Origin of the sequence: Photobacterium frigidiphilum (genome assembly GCF_003025615.1) — a bacterium.
Taxonomy (GTDB): Bacteria; Pseudomonadota; Gammaproteobacteria; order Enterobacterales; family Vibrionaceae; genus Photobacterium; species Photobacterium frigidiphilum.
The window spans coordinates 130,993-146,452 of record NZ_PYMJ01000008.1 but is presented as its reverse complement, the minus strand read 5'-3'; the positions used below and the strand labels follow the sequence as shown (position 1 = coordinate 146,452).

Sequence of the window (15,460 nt, the reverse complement as noted above, 5' to 3'; positions counted from 1 at the left end):
TATAGTATATACCCAGCTACCATTAATTAATCACGGCTATTTCACACCCATTTGCACCTTGTATTTACTGACTGCACGTTCAAATAAATCACGGTCATCATCGTCTGAAATATTATTGCTCAACTCTGCAAATGCTTCATAACCCGCTTTGGCATTCTTCACTTTCCACACGGTATAAGCTGCCTGCTTATCTAACTCGATGCGATTTCTCTCTGTTTGGGATAGAAGCGATAGGTTTTGCATAATTGATCTCTACAGCATTACGATTAATAGCCGATCTTATAAGATTTTAGCTGTAATACCAATCGAATCATTTCCCCCAGCCCACTAAGATCTTTACCTACGCTAAAAGCCCAGTACAATTTTAAGAATAACAAAGAAAGCCACAACCACAGCCATCATCAACATTACGCTCACAACGGGGCTAATGGTTGATGCGCATGGGTTGGTAATAACATCGGCAAGCTTTGGCTCATCTTCCGTGCGATCTATCGGTGCTGTAACTAAATCAGCAATATGATAGTGGGCAGTCTCGATCGCTTCTTCACTTGAATCGATTACCTGCGCGCTGAACCAGTGTTCGGTATCGACCAGTTGTTCACCCACAACAGGCAACGACTTCATCAATGTGCCGCATCGACGGTCAATAACCGATACCATGATCTGGTTGTCTTTTTCACCCAGCACCCAACACGGAAAATAATCACCATCTAATTTCACTTTACTTGGATACGGGTAATCAACTTGACTAACCGCCTGTAATAACCCTTCTCGTTCTGAAAATACAGACTGTAACCCTTGCAAGCCACGCTCTAACCAATGGCTCATATTATTGCGATAAACAGACTGCCGTAATGGTGTAACCCGCGCAAATCCACGTGCAATATATTCAATAAATGCATCTGAGATCGGTTGTTTATCTGTCCACATATCCGGGGCATTGATTGGCGCGACATCAAGGCGGTGATAAACCGTTCCATTAGCCGCAACCAACTTAATTTGATTACCACTACCTTCTGAACACTCGACACACCATGTACTTGCAAGCTCTGCGAATACGACAGGGTACACGCGTTCAACAGTCGCCAAATAGTGCTGATAATTTGTCATAGTACCCTCTCTTAATACACTGAAAAGTTAAGTAAAACTCAAAAACTAATCGACTTTAGTTCCTCTTCATCATAATAACCTTCTTGATCATTAACTTTGACTTACCTCCTAGCTTGATAATTTTTTATACCATTTTACTTTTCATCATCCACTGCATCGCTATTAAGAGTCAGAAAAAATCACTAACGTTAAAAACTAATCTCATTTAGTTTAGTTCGAACACTCTACTAGGACATATGCACCAGACAAAAAAAATGCCAGTCATACGACTGGCATTTTATTTTCAATTAAAACTAATTAGGCATTAATCAAACTCTACAAGATTCTTCTCATATTGGTCGAATTGCTTTTGGATTTTATCTGATGGCTCACCTGTTGTCAGGCTCACAATCACGACTGACAATGTCGCTAAAATAAAGCCAGGTACGATTTCATAGATATCGAAGATACCACCAGTAATCTGCTTCCAGATAACAACCGTTAATGCACCGACAATAATACCGACTAGCGCACCATTACGGTTCATACGCTTCCAGTAAAGACTAAGTAACAGTACAGGACCAAATGCAGCACCAAATCCAGCCCACGCATAAGAGACTAAACCAAGTACCGTACTATCAGGGTTCATTGCCAACACCAGTGCAACAATAGAAAGCCCGATAACAGCAACACGACCTACCATTACGATTTCTTCTGATGAAGCATCAGGGCGGAATACTTGCTTATAGAAATCTTCTGCCAATGCAGAAGACGATACTAATAACTGTGAATCTGCAGTACTCATGATAGCCGCAAGAATCGCTGCCAATAGAATACCCGCAACCACAGGGTGGAAGATTGAGTTCACAAGTAACATGAAGATCTTCTCACCATCGGCTAGCTCGCCTGCCAATTGGTTATCAACATAAAGAATACCAACCAAGCCTACAAGTACCGCACCAACCATTGATATTGCAGTCCAGATAACCGCAATACGGCGTGCTGTTGTAATATCAGCATTGCTACGCGTTGCTTTAAAACGGGCAAGAATGTGGGGCTGACCAAAGTAACCTAAACCCCATGCCGCTAGAGAAATAATAGCAATGGCAGATAACGGTTGGCCTTTCACATCATTGAACAGAGTCATTAGCTCTGGGTTTTTCAGCTCAAGTGCTGCAGTAAGATCACCAACACCACCACTCATGGCCGCAATAGGTACAATAACCAATGCAGCAGACATCAATAGACCTTGTACAAGGTCAGTCCATGATACGGCTAAGAAACCACCAAACAAGGTGTAAGACACAACACAAACGGTACCGACAATAACCGCAATGCTGTAATCAAGACCGAATACTGTTTCAAATAATTTACCGCCTGCAACTAAACCTGAACTGGTGTAGAAAAGGAAAAACAGCAAAATAAAGAATGCTGAGATAGTTTGGATCAGTTTAGATTTATCATCAAAACGGCGCGCTAGAAACTCAGGAAGTGTTAGTGAGTTATCAGCAGTAATACTGTAAGTACGAAGACGCTTCGCACAAATTAACCAGTTCAGCCATGTACCCAGTAGCAAGCCACCAGCCAACCAAAGAGATTCGATACCAGCAGCATAAGCATAACCCGGTAGTCCCAGTAGTAACCAACCACTCATATCAGAAGCACCAGCCGATAACGCAGCCGGCCATGGACCTAACGAACGGCCCCCTAAGAAATAATCAGATGAGTTAGATGTACGTTTATAGGCGATATAACCAATTGCCATCATAGCTATCAGATAAACGATAAACGTACCTGTAATAGCAAAGCTGTTTTCAATCATTGTCGAGTTCCCTCACTTATTTAAATACCCATTCATTGCGGGTATTTTATTTATTTACTGAATATTCTATTCAGCATGTTTACTTGATTAATCGGCCTATCACTATTTCCTTCAGTCACACGACATAATTGAGGGAAATAACCATAAGCCAGCCAACCACTAAAAATTAATGTTCACCACTGCCCAGTTCAAGCAGTGTTGCATTACCTCCTACAGCGGTAATATTAATGGTGCGTGTTCTTTCTGTAACAAAACGCAAGATGTACGTTGGGCTACCAATAACAGGTAACAACTCACAATCTGTTTCTGTTACTAGCTGGGCTAATAAACCATCACGTGCAGCTAACTGACGAGCCAAAGCTTGTGAAGTTGATAACTCACCCGCATAAGCCACACCCGCGATTGCAGTATGGCTGGCCAAATCAGCGAGTTGATCACAATCTACCGCGACGGTAACACCGTGCGGACAGCCTGCTTTTTCAAGCTGTGATACCAGTTCTTTGCCTGATAACGCACTGCCAGTTGGCAAGCATATAAACAGGGTATTGCCTGTCACTAATACCGCTGTAATTTGCCCGACAATTGCCGTAACAGGTGCATCAATATCAGCCGTTACCACAAATGCACCACGACCTGCACTGTACAGTTCGTTGGTTTCACCTGTTGGCCCTGGCATTAATAGTGTTTCCCCCACATGCTCTAACGCATTGCGGCATTGAAACTCCACCATCGATTTCGCATTGGCTTCTAGCTGGCTAGCCCACTGCGTTAAAATGGCAGTACGCTCGCTGTAACCTAAACCATTCCAGCTTTCCCATGTTGATAGGCTGCTATCCACCATGGTTTGAATATTTGTAGTCATAACTTCTTCCTTCTCAATTCAGACACAGCGGCTATTACGCACTCAGTACATCTTTCGTGAAGCGGTATAGGTAGTGTGGGCCACCCGCTTTTGGACCTGTGCCCGATAGGCCTTGTCCGCCAAACGGCTGAACACCCACCACAGCACCGACTTGATCACGATTGATGTAGCAGTTACCCACCCGAGCGCGTTGCTCGATACGGCAATAAGTACGCTCGTTACGGCTGTGAACACCCAGCGTTAGACCAAACCCTGTGTGATTAATCTGATCAACAACCTGATCGATTTCATTCGCTTTAAAACGAACAATGTGAAGAATTGGGCCGAAGTTTTCATTTTTCAAAATATCAATACTGCTAATTTCAAATGCTGTTGGTGCAACAAAGTCACCCAACTTACATTCATCGCTCAGCTGAGCTTGAGCCACTAGTTTCGATTGACTTTTTAATGCCTCAATGTGAGTTAACAGCTTTTCTTTTGCCGCGATATCAATAACAGGGCCGACATCAGTACTGTGTAACTCAGGGCGTCCGACAGATAGCTCAGCCATCGCACCTTTGATAAGAGTAATTATGCGATCCGCAATATCGGCTTGAACAAATAACACCCGTAACGCAGAACAACGCTGCCCAGCAGACGCAAATGCAGATCGCACCACATCACGCACCACTTGCTCTGGCAACGCGGTACTATCAACAATCATCGCATTCTGCCCGCCAGTTTCAGCAATAAACGGAACCGCTTCACAATCGCGTGCGACTAAAGAACGGTTAATACGTTGGGCTGTTTCTGTTGAACCGGTAAACGCCACGCCAGCAATACGCACATCCGTTGTGAGTGTTGCGCCCACTTCAGCACCCGTACCTGGTAATAATTGAATTGCGCCAGCAGGAATACCCGCTTCTAGCATTAATTCAATCGCACGGTAAGCAATCAACGAGGTTTGTTCAGCAGGCTTAGCAACAACAGTATTACCTGCAGCCAATGCAGCAGACACTTGCCCTAAGAAAATCGCTAGAGGGAAATTCCATGGGCTAATGCACGCAAATACACCACGGCCTTGATAGCTCAGCTGTTTGGTTGAACCATCAAAACTTTTAATTGATTTTGCACTGGCTAATTCAGATGATGCCTGTTCACCATAGAAGCGACAGAAATCCACGGCCTCACGAATTTCATCAATGCTATCTTGAATTGTTTTACCCGCTTCTCGATGACAAAGGGCAACCAGCTCACCGGTATGAAGTTCAAGCAAATCAGCTAAACGCTGTAAGCACTCACCACGTTCTGAAGCAGCAACTTGTGACCATTCTGGATAGGCTTCACTTGCTACATCAATTGCTTGAGCAACTTGGCTTGCACTGGAAAATGCAACCTGTCCTACACTTTCAGCACGATTATAAGGAGCGGTAATGGCGTGTTGTTCGCCATCAAGCGTTACGCCATTTACGATAGGACCAGCCTGCCATTGATGCTGACTAAATGCCTGAATAGCAGCATTGAACGGTGTCCACTCAGATTCAATATCAATATTGATGCTGGCAGAGTTTTTGCGGCTCTTACCAAAAATCTGTGGGGGCAGTGGAATAAGGCTGTTATTTAACGAAGGGCGAGAGCGCAAGGTATCTACCGGATGCTCTGTTAATGATTCAATCGGGCAATCGGCATCAACCAAACGATGAACAAACGAGCTGTTAGCACCGTTCTCAAGTAAACGACGTACAAGGTAAGGAAGTAAATCTTTATGGCTGCCAACAGGCGCATAAATACGTACATTCGCTTGGTACATGTCCATTGCATGATTATAAAGCGCATCACCCATGCCATGCAGACGTTGGAATTCAAAATCGCGGTGATCAGTCATCGCTACAATAGCTGAAATTGTATGTGCGTTATGGCTCGCAAACTGCGGATAAATCACACCACGTAAATGTTCAGACAATAAGAAACGAGCACACGCAAGGTATGCGCTATCTGTTGACTCTTTACGGGTAAATACTGGGTAGTCACTAAAACCGCTTTGCTGAGAAAGCTTTAATTCACTGTCCCAATAGGCGCCTTTCACCAAGCGTAAAGGAATAACATCGCCTTGCTCTTTGCTTAAGGCCGCTAACCATGCCAATACAGGTAGTGCACGCTTAGAGTAAGACTGAACAACGATACCAAATCGACCCCAGCCTTTTACTGCATCTGAACGGTATAGCTTTGCAAATAACTTTAATGACAACTCAAGACGATCGGCTTCTTCTGCATCAATCGTAATACCCACATTCAATTCACGCGCTCGTGAAAGTAATGTAAGCACTGATTCATACATTTCATCTAATACGCGGGCTTCATTCGCTACATCGTAACGCGGGTGCAAAGCAGATAGCTTGATAGAAACGGTTGGATCCGGCGATTGTTGATTGCTGCCTTTTTGGCTTGCATACCCATCACGACCAACAGATTCAACCGCCATGATGTAATCTTTAAAATACTTTTGAGCATCTTGTGCCGTTAATGCCGCTTCGCCCAGCATATCAAATGAATAAGTGAAACCTTTGTCACGGTTACTCTTACCATTTTTCATTGCTTCTGAAATCGTACGCCCCAGTACAAACTGGTGACCCATGATCTTCATCGCCTGATTCATCGCTTGACGAATCACAGGCTCAGACATTTTATTAACTAAGCGATTAATCACATGAGATGGTTTACCGTCTTCTTTGGCATCCATTGTGACCACTTTCCCCGTCAGCATCAGACCCCAAGTAGAGGCATTAACAAACAGAGAATCAGAATTTTTAAGGTGGGATTTCCAATCAGCAACACTTAGCTTGTCACGAATAAGGGCATCAGCCGTTGCGGCATCAGGAATACGCATCAAGGCTTCTGCTAAACACATCAGCAAAATACCTTCTTTGGTATCTAGGCTGTACTCCAATAACAATGCATCAATCATTTGAATCGCATTTTTATCAGCACGTACGCGCTGAATAAGTTCAGCAGCATTGTCTGTCGTGTGTTTACGTTCTACATCTGACGGCTCAGCCAAAGGTAATAGCTGCTCTAGCCATAACGACTCATCAACAGAATAGAGCGGCGAAATCAGTGTCCAGATTTCGTTTAACGGACGCTCAATAAAGGATGGCTGAAGTACATCTGCCGCATTGAACATAATCATTCCCTCAATAATGAATCCTGAAGTTTATCGATACCCTCAGGATAAATGTTACACCAGTGTTACTATTGAGGGGATTCTATTTTCCACGGCTCTTCTAGTCTTGTCATATTCTCCGTTAATTTTTAGAAAAAGTCCGTTTTTTAACAAAATTAGACACAAAACATCATCAAAAAACCTTGTTTCATACAGATTAAAGTAAAATACCTGCAAAAAATGAACATGAAAATTTACGTAAAAACAGTGAATATTCCTACGTAAGTATGAATATGATAACGAAAGAGGCTAGATAAGAAGAGATACTGAGAAGAGCTAAATAAATACTGAATGTAAGCAATAAAAAGAGCGAAATTTTTAACTAAGCTTTTGAATTAAATGAAATATAAAAACTGCCGTACTATTAATCTAATAGATGATGTTATACGTTATTTTTTTTAAAACGCGCGGGGGGCATGCCGTATAAACGTGAAAACGCTTGGGTAAAGCTACTCTGACCCGAGAATCCACAGCTTTGTGCCACCTGAGCTAAACTTAACTGTGATTCTTCCATCAATTGTTTTGCCGTTTCGAGACGCTTTTTTAAAACATACTGATGGGGTGTTACACCTGTTTGATTCTTGAACAATAAATGAAATTGGCTTTCACCTAAAAAAACCTGTCCCGCCAATTGTGTTACAGAAATTTTACGCGTTAGATGCTGAATAATATATTGATCGACAATATCCATATTCAAACGTGCACTATGGCGATCAGATGCTAACGGCTTAAAATGTCGCTGCAATACGCACATCAGTGTATCGGTACATGCTTTACTTAATAACAGATCATCAGGATGTGCTGTCATTTCAACGGTGAGTGCGTTAATAAGATTTTGAGCTTGGGTATCAAGATGAAAATAGCTCGACTGATCAAATAAGCGCTCGACACGATCCATTGCATAAGAAGGTTGTAAATAACCGTAGGTTTCTTCAAACGAGTGTTGAGATACGGGTATATTCAGGACCAGAATTTCATTTCGACCTAAACCAGAGAATGCGTGTTCAGAATCGGCGGTCACTAAACACCCCTGACCAGGGCAAACAAGATTACCATAGCCTTCGATATCAAATTCTGTCTGTCCAGATAGACCAATCACAACTTGGTTATAACCATGATTATGGTGTTCCATCTGTTCTGGCAGTATGACAATTTCTGAATGTCTAAACTTAGTATTCATCTATAACAAATAAACCAATAATGAATAAACCATTGTCTCAGTAACCGTGCCTACACTCTAGTTTCTTTTCTCTTAATGAACAATCTCTCTTCTAAATATATACCCAAGCGACCTCAAGATGCAGGATTCAGAGTGATATCAGCGTATTTAACTCAAGGAAAATGTGTGTAGGAATGGCATTCCGCTGGAGTAATACAATAAGTGCAACACATTTGACACAGAAGTAGATACGCTGAATCACTCCCGAAGGGCGAGTTTTGTTGGGCTCTATGCGGTGTTACTTATTTTCAACGTAGAACCACTAGGTCTATAAATAAGTGCCTTACCTAGAGCCCAACAAATTCTCGCTGAAACGAGCATCTTGAGGTAGCTTGGGTATAGTGCTTTCGCCACGTAAACACACCGGAAAAGTGATCAAGATAGCATTCTTTACGGGCAGTGTGATTTCAATTTCAACGATCGCGCTTATTCCCTTATGCTACAAGGGCTCACTGGTCATTATGCCTCACTCGAAAGCATATCGATAAAATACCGTAAAATGTACCTAAAATTCACATAGATAAGTAAAATCAATAACTTAAATAGATTACATACTTGATCATCGTTCCAGCTTTTTAGTGGCATAAGAAAGAAGAGCTCTAAACTTGAGATGAAAATAAGATCTGCCCTTGATCATTGATCCGAATCGTTAACGATCTAAACATAGGATCCTTCTTGATCATCGTTCCAATTGAAATGACACCCCCCGTTAATTCGCGCTACTTGATCATTGTTCCGTAAGCAAACAGAGTACTCAACAATAATTCAAACTCCAACATAAGCTTTTAAAAACAAATGCTTAGCCAAAATATCAATACATTATAGATTGAAATATCCATTCGTCGCTCTTTTTGTGTTACAAATAGTTCGATTAATAAGGATATTGAAATGAACGAATTCTGGATCCAACTGCAATACTCATTTTCTGTCACTGGACCTATTTTTATCATGCTCGGTCTCGGTATTGCTCTTAGACGCTGGGGGATCATTGAAGAAAAGTTCATTGAAACGGGGTCGAAACTCGTCTTTACCGTCACGCTGCCAGCGCTATTATTTTTAAGTGTGGTAAAAGCAGACTTAGCGCAAGTGGGAAATATCAACCTATTGCTATTTGCTTTAGCGGCAAACACCGCTACTTTCATCATTTTTGAGTGTTTAGCGCATTGGTTAGTAAAAGATAAAGCAGAAAGAGGCGTAATTGTTCAGGGGGCATTTCGTGCAAATACCGGAATAATTGGTCTGGCATATGTTTCCAATGCCTATGGCGAAAATGGCTTAGTGGTTGGCTCATTATATGTTGCTGTAATAACGGTACTTTACAATATTCTTGCCGTAATAACGCTAACGCGATCTTCCCCTGGCAACCAATCACTGAATACTGGCTATTTATTACGTTCTATTGTAAAAAATCCTTTAATTATCGGCATTTGTGCTGCCGTTCCCTTTTCCTATTTAAATATCAACATTCCAGAGGTGTTCCTTAAATCAGGGAGCTATTTTGCTGATATGACACTGCCCTTGGCGCTACTGTGCACTGGGGCAAGCTTGGATCTGAAACAACTGCGCCAAGATTCTACTCATGCAAAATATTCAACCTACGGGCGCTTGATCATCGCTCCGGGATTAATTTCGCTTGCTGGCTATATATTGGGCTTTAGAGGATTAGAGCTAGGGGTTATTTTCTTGATGAGTGCCGCACCAACTGCAGCAGCAAGTTATGTAATGGCACGTTCAATGGGGGCAAACGCTAAGCTAGCCGCCAATATTATTGCCCTTACAACGGTAGGATCACTGCTTTCGTGCAGCTTAGGAATAACTATTCTCAACAGTTTCAACCTATAAACCAGTGTGATTATTAACGCTTATTCTCTTTGATCATTTCGCTTGTGACTTTTGGCTAAAGCGACGCTTCGACCACAATGATTTAATGTCGTTAAGGTAATCACTGCAAGGAGAAGCCATTAAGAGCTCAGAATGATTTGCTTCCAACCACCCATTTAGTAATCTTTTCGCATAAACAGCAGCCAGTACGTTCGCTATTGCGATCCCAATCCAAATAAATGTGAGCCCTATCCAAGCTCCTACAACCGCAAGGGGAAGAGTAAAGATGATGGCTTTCACTAAGGTTAAACGTAGCGACAAGTTTGCTTGCTGAACCCCATTAAAAAATGATGTCGTGATAAGCGCCAATCCAAAAGCAGGAAAAGATAAACCCACAAGATTGAAGTACAGTTGCCCATATTCAATAATTTCTTTGCTGTCTGTAAAAATACCAATAATAGGCTGAGAAAATAGCACCATAATGGCAAAAAAGAATAATCCCCAATAGACCGTCATTCTGCCGGAATACGCAATCACTTGATCTAATCTCTTGTACGCTTTAGCACCATAATTCTGGGCAACAAGTGGCGTTACGATAACACTCAACGCCAGTATTCCAGTTAAGATAAGTGATTCAATGCGCGTTACAATCCCATAAGCTGCAATGGCATTATCACCATATTGAGAGACCATGCGAGTGATCACCGCAATGGCTATTGGGTTTAGAATCTGTGCAGCAATCGCGGGGGATGCGATGAGCATAATTTCTTTAAAATAGACTTTCGCTTGCGAAAAAGAATGCAGTGATGATAGAGAAAACAAACCTTCTTTAATCAATACTAAAAGCATTAACACAAAAATACTCACCCAAGAGATGAGTGTCGCTACCGCAGCCCCTTGCAAGCCTAAAGCAGGAAATAATCCAATACCAAAAATCAAAAAGTAATCAAAAATAACATTGATGATCCCACCAATCGCCATAATAACGGTTGTTTGAATCATGATGCCTTTTGACATCAGCGCGGCATTGCCAATTAAAGTACCGACTAATGCAAACATGCCAATATACAGTGGCAACATGTAGCTTGAAATCATCGCGATGGTTTCAGCTGTCGCACCAAGCAATGAAAAAGTAGGCTGAATCGTGAAGGTTCCCACCACAGCAAGTAATACACTGAAAAGCATAAAGACAAGAATTGAAAGGGTTGTTAGTGATTGTGCTTTGCTTGAATCCCCTTCTCCTAACGCCTTGCCTACCACAGAAGACACGCCAGCAGCCGTTCCCATGAAGAAACTGACAATAAAGATATAGATCGGATAAGAAAAGCTAATCGCGGCAAGTTCTTTCGTGCCAAGCTGACCAATGAAGTAGGTATCAACCAGTTGAAAGAGAAAGGTCATTAACATCCCAAACGCTGCGGGCGCCGCCATTGATATCAATGTCTTTTTTACTGGTTTATTTAGAAGTCCCGTATCCATGGTGCCCTCTCTCTATGTTTCTATTACTTGCTTTTCTATTTCAGATACAAAAAGGGCGTATTTATACGATCTTTGTTGGCACTAGAATCGTAAAATACGCCCTTGCAGTGTTAACTAAACAGTCGGTTATTCAGCTAAAATGCTTTTAATAAAACATGCCGCTTCAGCTATAACTGAGCAACTACTGTTGCTAGCTTATCTTGCAGTTCAGCATTCGTTAGCTTGCCTTGTGCCATATCGAAGTTATCGTAAAAACTAGGTATCGATAAAGAGCCTTTCACGTCGGCCGCAAAATACGGCGCTGAACCTGTCGCCGCCGCCAATACAGACGATGCACCACCAGGACCCGGCGATGTTGCTAGCATAATAACAGGCTTACCTTGGTAGACTTTCATGTCGATACGAGACGTCCAATCAAACACATTTTTAAATGCTGCTGTATATGAACCATTGTGCTCGGCATAAGAAATAATGATGGCATCAGCTTCGCCTAGTTTCTTGTAGAAACGTTGTGCAGGCTCTGGCTGTCCCAGTTCTTTTTCTCTATCTTCACTGAAAATTGGCATGTCAAAATCATTTAAATCCAAGACTTCTACTTCTGCATTTTCAACTAAGCTTGCTGCGTAAGTTGCCAATTGTTTGTTGATAGATGTTGAGCTGCTGCTTGCCGCTAAAGCTAATACTTTCATGATGATTCCTTTATATTTATTTTTTAAACGCATTCAGTCCGATATATTCAATGAACTCAATAACATTTTTATCTGGGTCTCGGATAAAACAAGATACGCCTGTAGGGTGCTTCATTGCTTGACCACTTAAAGGTATATCCAGCTTGCTAAGTTCAGCTAAGGTATCCACCATACTGTCGACTTCTATCGCAACATGGGTATACCCTGTATGTTTGGTCTCAATATCCATCAGCTGATTAACATCATCATTCTGATCCACATTAAGAATAAAGTTAATATTGATACCTGCAGGGTGTTCAACAATCGCAACAGGCTCTGAACCGCTAGGACCCGTAATATATTCAAACCCTAACTTGGCATAGAAATCTCGCGCGATTTCAAAATTACGAACACGTAAGCCAATATGATTAATGCGGGTAATCTGTTTCATCATATGATCCTTTCTATGCCTGTTTGTTCCATGGACTAACTATACTTTATACACAGATGTTGATTAATAGCCTAAATGTGTAATGATTATTTCCATATGACTTCTAATAAAAAATAAAGAGATAGATTCAATGGCTTTTAACGCGGCTTTGTTTGATGGCATGGTGGTTTTTACAGAAGTGGTGAACAGTGGCAGCTTTACACAAGCTGCGTTAAACAGTGGTCATTCGACATCTTACATCAGCAAAGAGATTAATAAACTAGAAGCCCGTTTAGGAATAAGGTTACTTCATCGTACAACGCGCACTCTAAGCCTAACCCCTGAAGGTGAGCTCTACTTTCAGCAATGCCTGCAGCTCATTGAAGATGCACAAGTCGCCGAGAATGCGATTACAGGCCAACAAGAAAAACCGCAAGGGCGTTTAAAAGTCAGTTGTCCTGTCAGCTTTGGTTTATCAAATCTACGTCCAATTCTGTCTCAATTTACCGAGCAATACCCTGAAATAGTTTTAGAATTGGATTTAAACGATAGAAAAATTGATATTGTCGCTGAAGGATACGATGTCGCAATACGTGCCTCAAAGCAGCTTGATGATTCGAGTTTGATTAGCCGCCGAATAAGGCGTTCTTATGCTGTTGTTATTGCCTCTCCTGATTACCTACAAAAACACGGTACCCCCAAGCACCCAAGTGAATTATCACAACATAAAACCATTAGTTATAGTTATATTCGCCAAGGTAACTCTTGGGATTTAATAGACCAAGACGGGCAAACAATTCATATCCCCATTAAAAGCCAAGTGGTGACCAATAATTCCTACATGGAATTAGCATTGTGTATGGCAGGCCAAGGGATCACAATCTTGCCGCATTTTCACTTACACGATGAAGTAGAACAAGGAAAGCTAGTTGCTCTTTTCACTGACTTTCCTCGCCTGCCGATTGATATTTTTATGGTGTATCCAAGTCGTAAGCATATGTCTGCTAAAGTACGGTGTTTTTTAGATTTCATTATGGAACATTTAGGGGATTAAGGTTACCTAGCCTTTACAACAGATAACCCATCTCAAATAACACACCACAAACACTTGATAATAATTCTCATTTGCATTTAAATATACCGATACTTTTCTTTTTCGCGATTGAACATTTCGGAGCTATTTATGGCATCGCAGATCAAACAACCAAGCCAGCTACAAGAGCATACAAAATGGCGCTTAACAAATAAACGCCTCATCCTTCCTATTGTCTTGCTTGCTCTACTCGTGGTGACGAATACCAGAGAGATCACTATTTCTGTTTTATCTGATGCTTTTTGGCAAGTCGCAACTTATGTTGCAGCTACCCTTGCTATCTACCATGCGATTTCATCACGATTAAGTAATACCAATAAGCTGACTGGGTTACTCAATAGAAGTGCTTATTTCCAGGTTTTATTTTCTGCCTCTATGGGGGCTTTACCAGGGTGCGGGGGGGCGATTGTTGTTATTACGCAATATGTAAAAGGTCGACTCAGTTTTGGTTCCGTTGTTGCCGTACTCACCGCAACCATGGGAGATGCAGCCTTTTTATTGCTTGCAGCCCAACCTAAAACTGGCTTATTGGTTATCAGCATAGGATTTGTTGTAGGTTTGCTCTCTGGTTGGATTGTCGATGCTATTCACGGTGAGCATTTCATGCGACCAGCCATTAAAGACGCACCTATCCCATCTTGTGCTAATAAAAAGGAAGCACATCAACCCCCACTAAAGTTACAAGGTCACTTTTGGAAGTGGCTGTTAATACCAGCCTCGGTTATTGCCATTATGGGGTCATTCCAAATTAACATTGATCATTTTTTTCATCTTGAAGCAGGTACGATCAACATTATTGGTGCAGCTGCGGCCATTGTTTCTATTATTTTGTGGGCGATAAGCCGAGACATTACAGATTATGAATCTGCGGTATCCGAAGATCCCAAAGAGCAAACCAATACCCTTTTTCAACGAGTCGCCCAAGATACCAACTTTGTAACAAGCTGGGTAATTTGTGCTTTCTTATTATTTGAATTAACGATGTATTGGACCGGAATCAATTTAGCATCAGCATTTACAGAATGGTCTGCTTACATTCCCCTAATGGGTGTTGTTATTGGTTTACTGCCAGGTTGTGGTCCTCAAATATTAGTCACCAGCCTCTATATCAGTGGTGCAGTGCCACTGTCTGCACAGTTGGGCAATTCAATCAGCAATGACGGTGATGCTTTGTTTCCAGCGATTGTACTTGCACCTAAAGCAGCCCTGATGGCAACGATATATTCATCGATCCCAGCAGTGATTGTTGCTTACGGCTATTACTACCTTTTCGAATAAGAAATCACTAAATATGAATTTTTCACGTATTTTGCACGGCAAGTTAATCAATTAGCCGTCAATAAATACGTATATTCAGGCAATAAAATAGCAAAAATTAAGATATAAATACGACAAACAAATATTAGCCGAGGTGTCAATAGGTGATTTCCCCCCTTCTTTGTTGGTTCTCTCTCGGTTATAGTTTCTTTCGTAGACAGGGAGCATACTTCACTGCTTTCGGTCTGCAGTATCCAACTTTGGATACATGCCAATAGAGTTTACTTTTATATATACCCTCATATTTTAGATATGAACTTTATTGGATACCTCTTCTACACGTCGTACAGGATTGTGCTCTTCGGAGTCAAGCTCTTGTCTTTGCCGGTCTTATGACCGGCTTTTTTTTACTTTTATTTACGATTTTGTTTAATAAACACTCTGCTTCTGGTTGTAACATTTCTGCTATCTATTAGACTAACTCTCATTCTCAATTTAATCCTGATACTGCTAGGCTAAAC

At 41.6% G+C, this 15,460-nt stretch carries 12 protein-coding genes; 3 read left to right on the top strand and 9 right to left on the bottom strand.

All coding sequences use genetic code 11. The annotated features are described in order from the left end of the window. Positions 1-36: 36 nt before the first annotated feature. The 6 genes from C9J12_RS10405 to C9J12_RS10380 form a co-directional block, all read right to left on the bottom strand. Positions 37-243 carry a DUF3283 family protein gene (locus C9J12_RS10405; RefSeq protein WP_006228647.1) on the bottom strand — a complete coding sequence of 69 codons (207 nt, stop codon included), beginning with the start codon at positions 241-243 and terminating at the stop codon, positions 37-39. Positions 244-345: 102 nt separating this feature from the next. Continuing rightward, the gene (locus C9J12_RS10400; RefSeq protein WP_107242647.1) at positions 346-1,110 is read right to left on the bottom strand and encodes a hypothetical protein; all 765 of its coding nucleotides are present in this window, start codon (positions 1,108-1,110) and stop codon (positions 346-348) included. A gap of 304 nt (positions 1,111-1,414) precedes the next feature. Further along, positions 1,415-2,911, bottom strand: a complete 1,497-nt coding sequence (putP, locus tag C9J12_RS10395; RefSeq protein WP_107242646.1) for a sodium/proline symporter PutP — start codon at positions 2,909-2,911, stop codon at positions 1,415-1,417. A gap of 166 nt (positions 2,912-3,077) precedes the next feature. After that, entirely contained in the window at positions 3,078-3,773 is a 696-nt protein-coding gene (locus C9J12_RS10390; protein WP_107242645.1) for an aldehyde dehydrogenase family protein, read from the bottom strand. 34 nt (positions 3,774-3,807) lie between these two features. Beyond that, entirely contained in the window at positions 3,808-6,933 is a 3,126-nt protein-coding gene (gene putA, locus C9J12_RS10385) for a bifunctional proline dehydrogenase/L-glutamate gamma-semialdehyde dehydrogenase PutA (protein ID WP_107242644.1), read from the bottom strand. A gap of 421 nt (positions 6,934-7,354) precedes the next feature. Continuing rightward, on the bottom strand, positions 7,355-8,152 hold the full coding sequence (locus C9J12_RS10380) for an AraC family transcriptional regulator (RefSeq protein ID WP_107242643.1): 798 nt from the start codon (positions 8,150-8,152) through the stop codon (positions 7,355-7,357). 927 nt (positions 8,153-9,079) lie between these two features. Between C9J12_RS10380 and C9J12_RS10375 the strand changes: the two genes are divergently transcribed. Further along, positions 9,080-10,033 (top strand): AEC family transporter, encoded by a 954-nt coding sequence (locus C9J12_RS10375; RefSeq protein ID WP_107242642.1) that lies wholly within the window; start codon positions 9,080-9,082, stop codon positions 10,031-10,033. A gap of 33 nt (positions 10,034-10,066) precedes the next feature. Here C9J12_RS10375 and C9J12_RS10370 read toward each other — a convergent pair whose 3' ends face one another. The 3 genes from C9J12_RS10370 to C9J12_RS10360 all read right to left on the bottom strand — a co-directional run bounded on the left by C9J12_RS10370 (position 10,067) and on the right by C9J12_RS10360 (position 12,610). Beyond that, positions 10,067-11,491 carry an MATE family efflux transporter gene (locus C9J12_RS10370; protein WP_107242641.1) on the bottom strand — a complete coding sequence of 475 codons (1,425 nt, stop codon included), beginning with the start codon at positions 11,489-11,491 and terminating at the stop codon, positions 10,067-10,069. 167 nt (positions 11,492-11,658) lie between these two features. Next, positions 11,659-12,180 (bottom strand): NADPH-dependent FMN reductase, encoded by a 522-nt coding sequence (locus C9J12_RS10365; protein WP_107242640.1) that lies wholly within the window; start codon positions 12,178-12,180, stop codon positions 11,659-11,661. A 16-nt stretch (positions 12,181-12,196) separates the two neighbouring features. Continuing rightward, a complete protein-coding gene (locus C9J12_RS10360; protein ID WP_107242639.1) occupies positions 12,197-12,610 on the bottom strand; it encodes a VOC family protein in 414 nt (137 codons plus the stop codon). Between the two features lie 130 nt (positions 12,611-12,740). Here C9J12_RS10360 and C9J12_RS10355 point away from each other — a divergent pair, with 130 nt between their 5' ends. Together C9J12_RS10355 and C9J12_RS10350 are read left to right on the top strand one after the other, a co-directional pair. Continuing rightward, complete coding sequence (locus tag C9J12_RS10355) at positions 12,741-13,643, top strand: LysR family transcriptional regulator (protein ID WP_107242638.1); 903 nt, start codon at positions 12,741-12,743, stop codon at positions 13,641-13,643. A gap of 129 nt (positions 13,644-13,772) precedes the next feature. Beyond that, complete coding sequence (locus C9J12_RS10350) at positions 13,773-14,960, top strand: putative manganese transporter (protein ID WP_107242637.1); 1,188 nt, start codon at positions 13,773-13,775, stop codon at positions 14,958-14,960. Positions 14,961-15,460: the final 500 nt, after the last annotated feature.

Coding starts and splice junctions, on each gene's coding strand:
- putP (WP_107242646.1), bottom strand. CDS start 2,911: ATGATTGAAAACAGCTTTGCTATTACAGGTACGTTTATCGTTTATCTG.
- C9J12_RS10405 (WP_006228647.1), bottom strand. CDS start 243: ATGCAAAACCTATCGCTTCTATCCCAAACAGAGAGAAATCGCATCGAG.
- C9J12_RS10370 (WP_107242641.1), bottom strand. CDS start 11,491: ATGGATACGGGACTTCTAAATAAACCAGTAAAAAAGACATTGATATCA.
- C9J12_RS10355 (WP_107242638.1), top strand. CDS start 12,741: ATGGCTTTTAACGCGGCTTTGTTTGATGGCATGGTGGTTTTTACAGAA.
- putA (WP_107242644.1), bottom strand. CDS start 6,933: ATGTTCAATGCGGCAGATGTACTTCAGCCATCCTTTATTGAGCGTCCG.
- C9J12_RS10360 (WP_107242639.1), bottom strand. CDS start 12,610: ATGAAACAGATTACCCGCATTAATCATATTGGCTTACGTGTTCGTAAT.
- C9J12_RS10390 (WP_107242645.1), bottom strand. CDS start 3,773: ATGACTACAAATATTCAAACCATGGTGGATAGCAGCCTATCAACATGG.
- C9J12_RS10380 (WP_107242643.1), bottom strand. CDS start 8,152: ATGAATACTAAGTTTAGACATTCAGAAATTGTCATACTGCCAGAACAG.
- C9J12_RS10375 (WP_107242642.1), top strand. CDS start 9,080: ATGAACGAATTCTGGATCCAACTGCAATACTCATTTTCTGTCACTGGA.
- C9J12_RS10365 (WP_107242640.1), bottom strand. CDS start 12,180: ATGAAAGTATTAGCTTTAGCGGCAAGCAGCAGCTCAACATCTATCAAC.
- C9J12_RS10400 (WP_107242647.1), bottom strand. CDS start 1,110: ATGACAAATTATCAGCACTATTTGGCGACTGTTGAACGCGTGTACCCT.
- C9J12_RS10350 (WP_107242637.1), top strand. CDS start 13,773: ATGGCATCGCAGATCAAACAACCAAGCCAGCTACAAGAGCATACAAAA.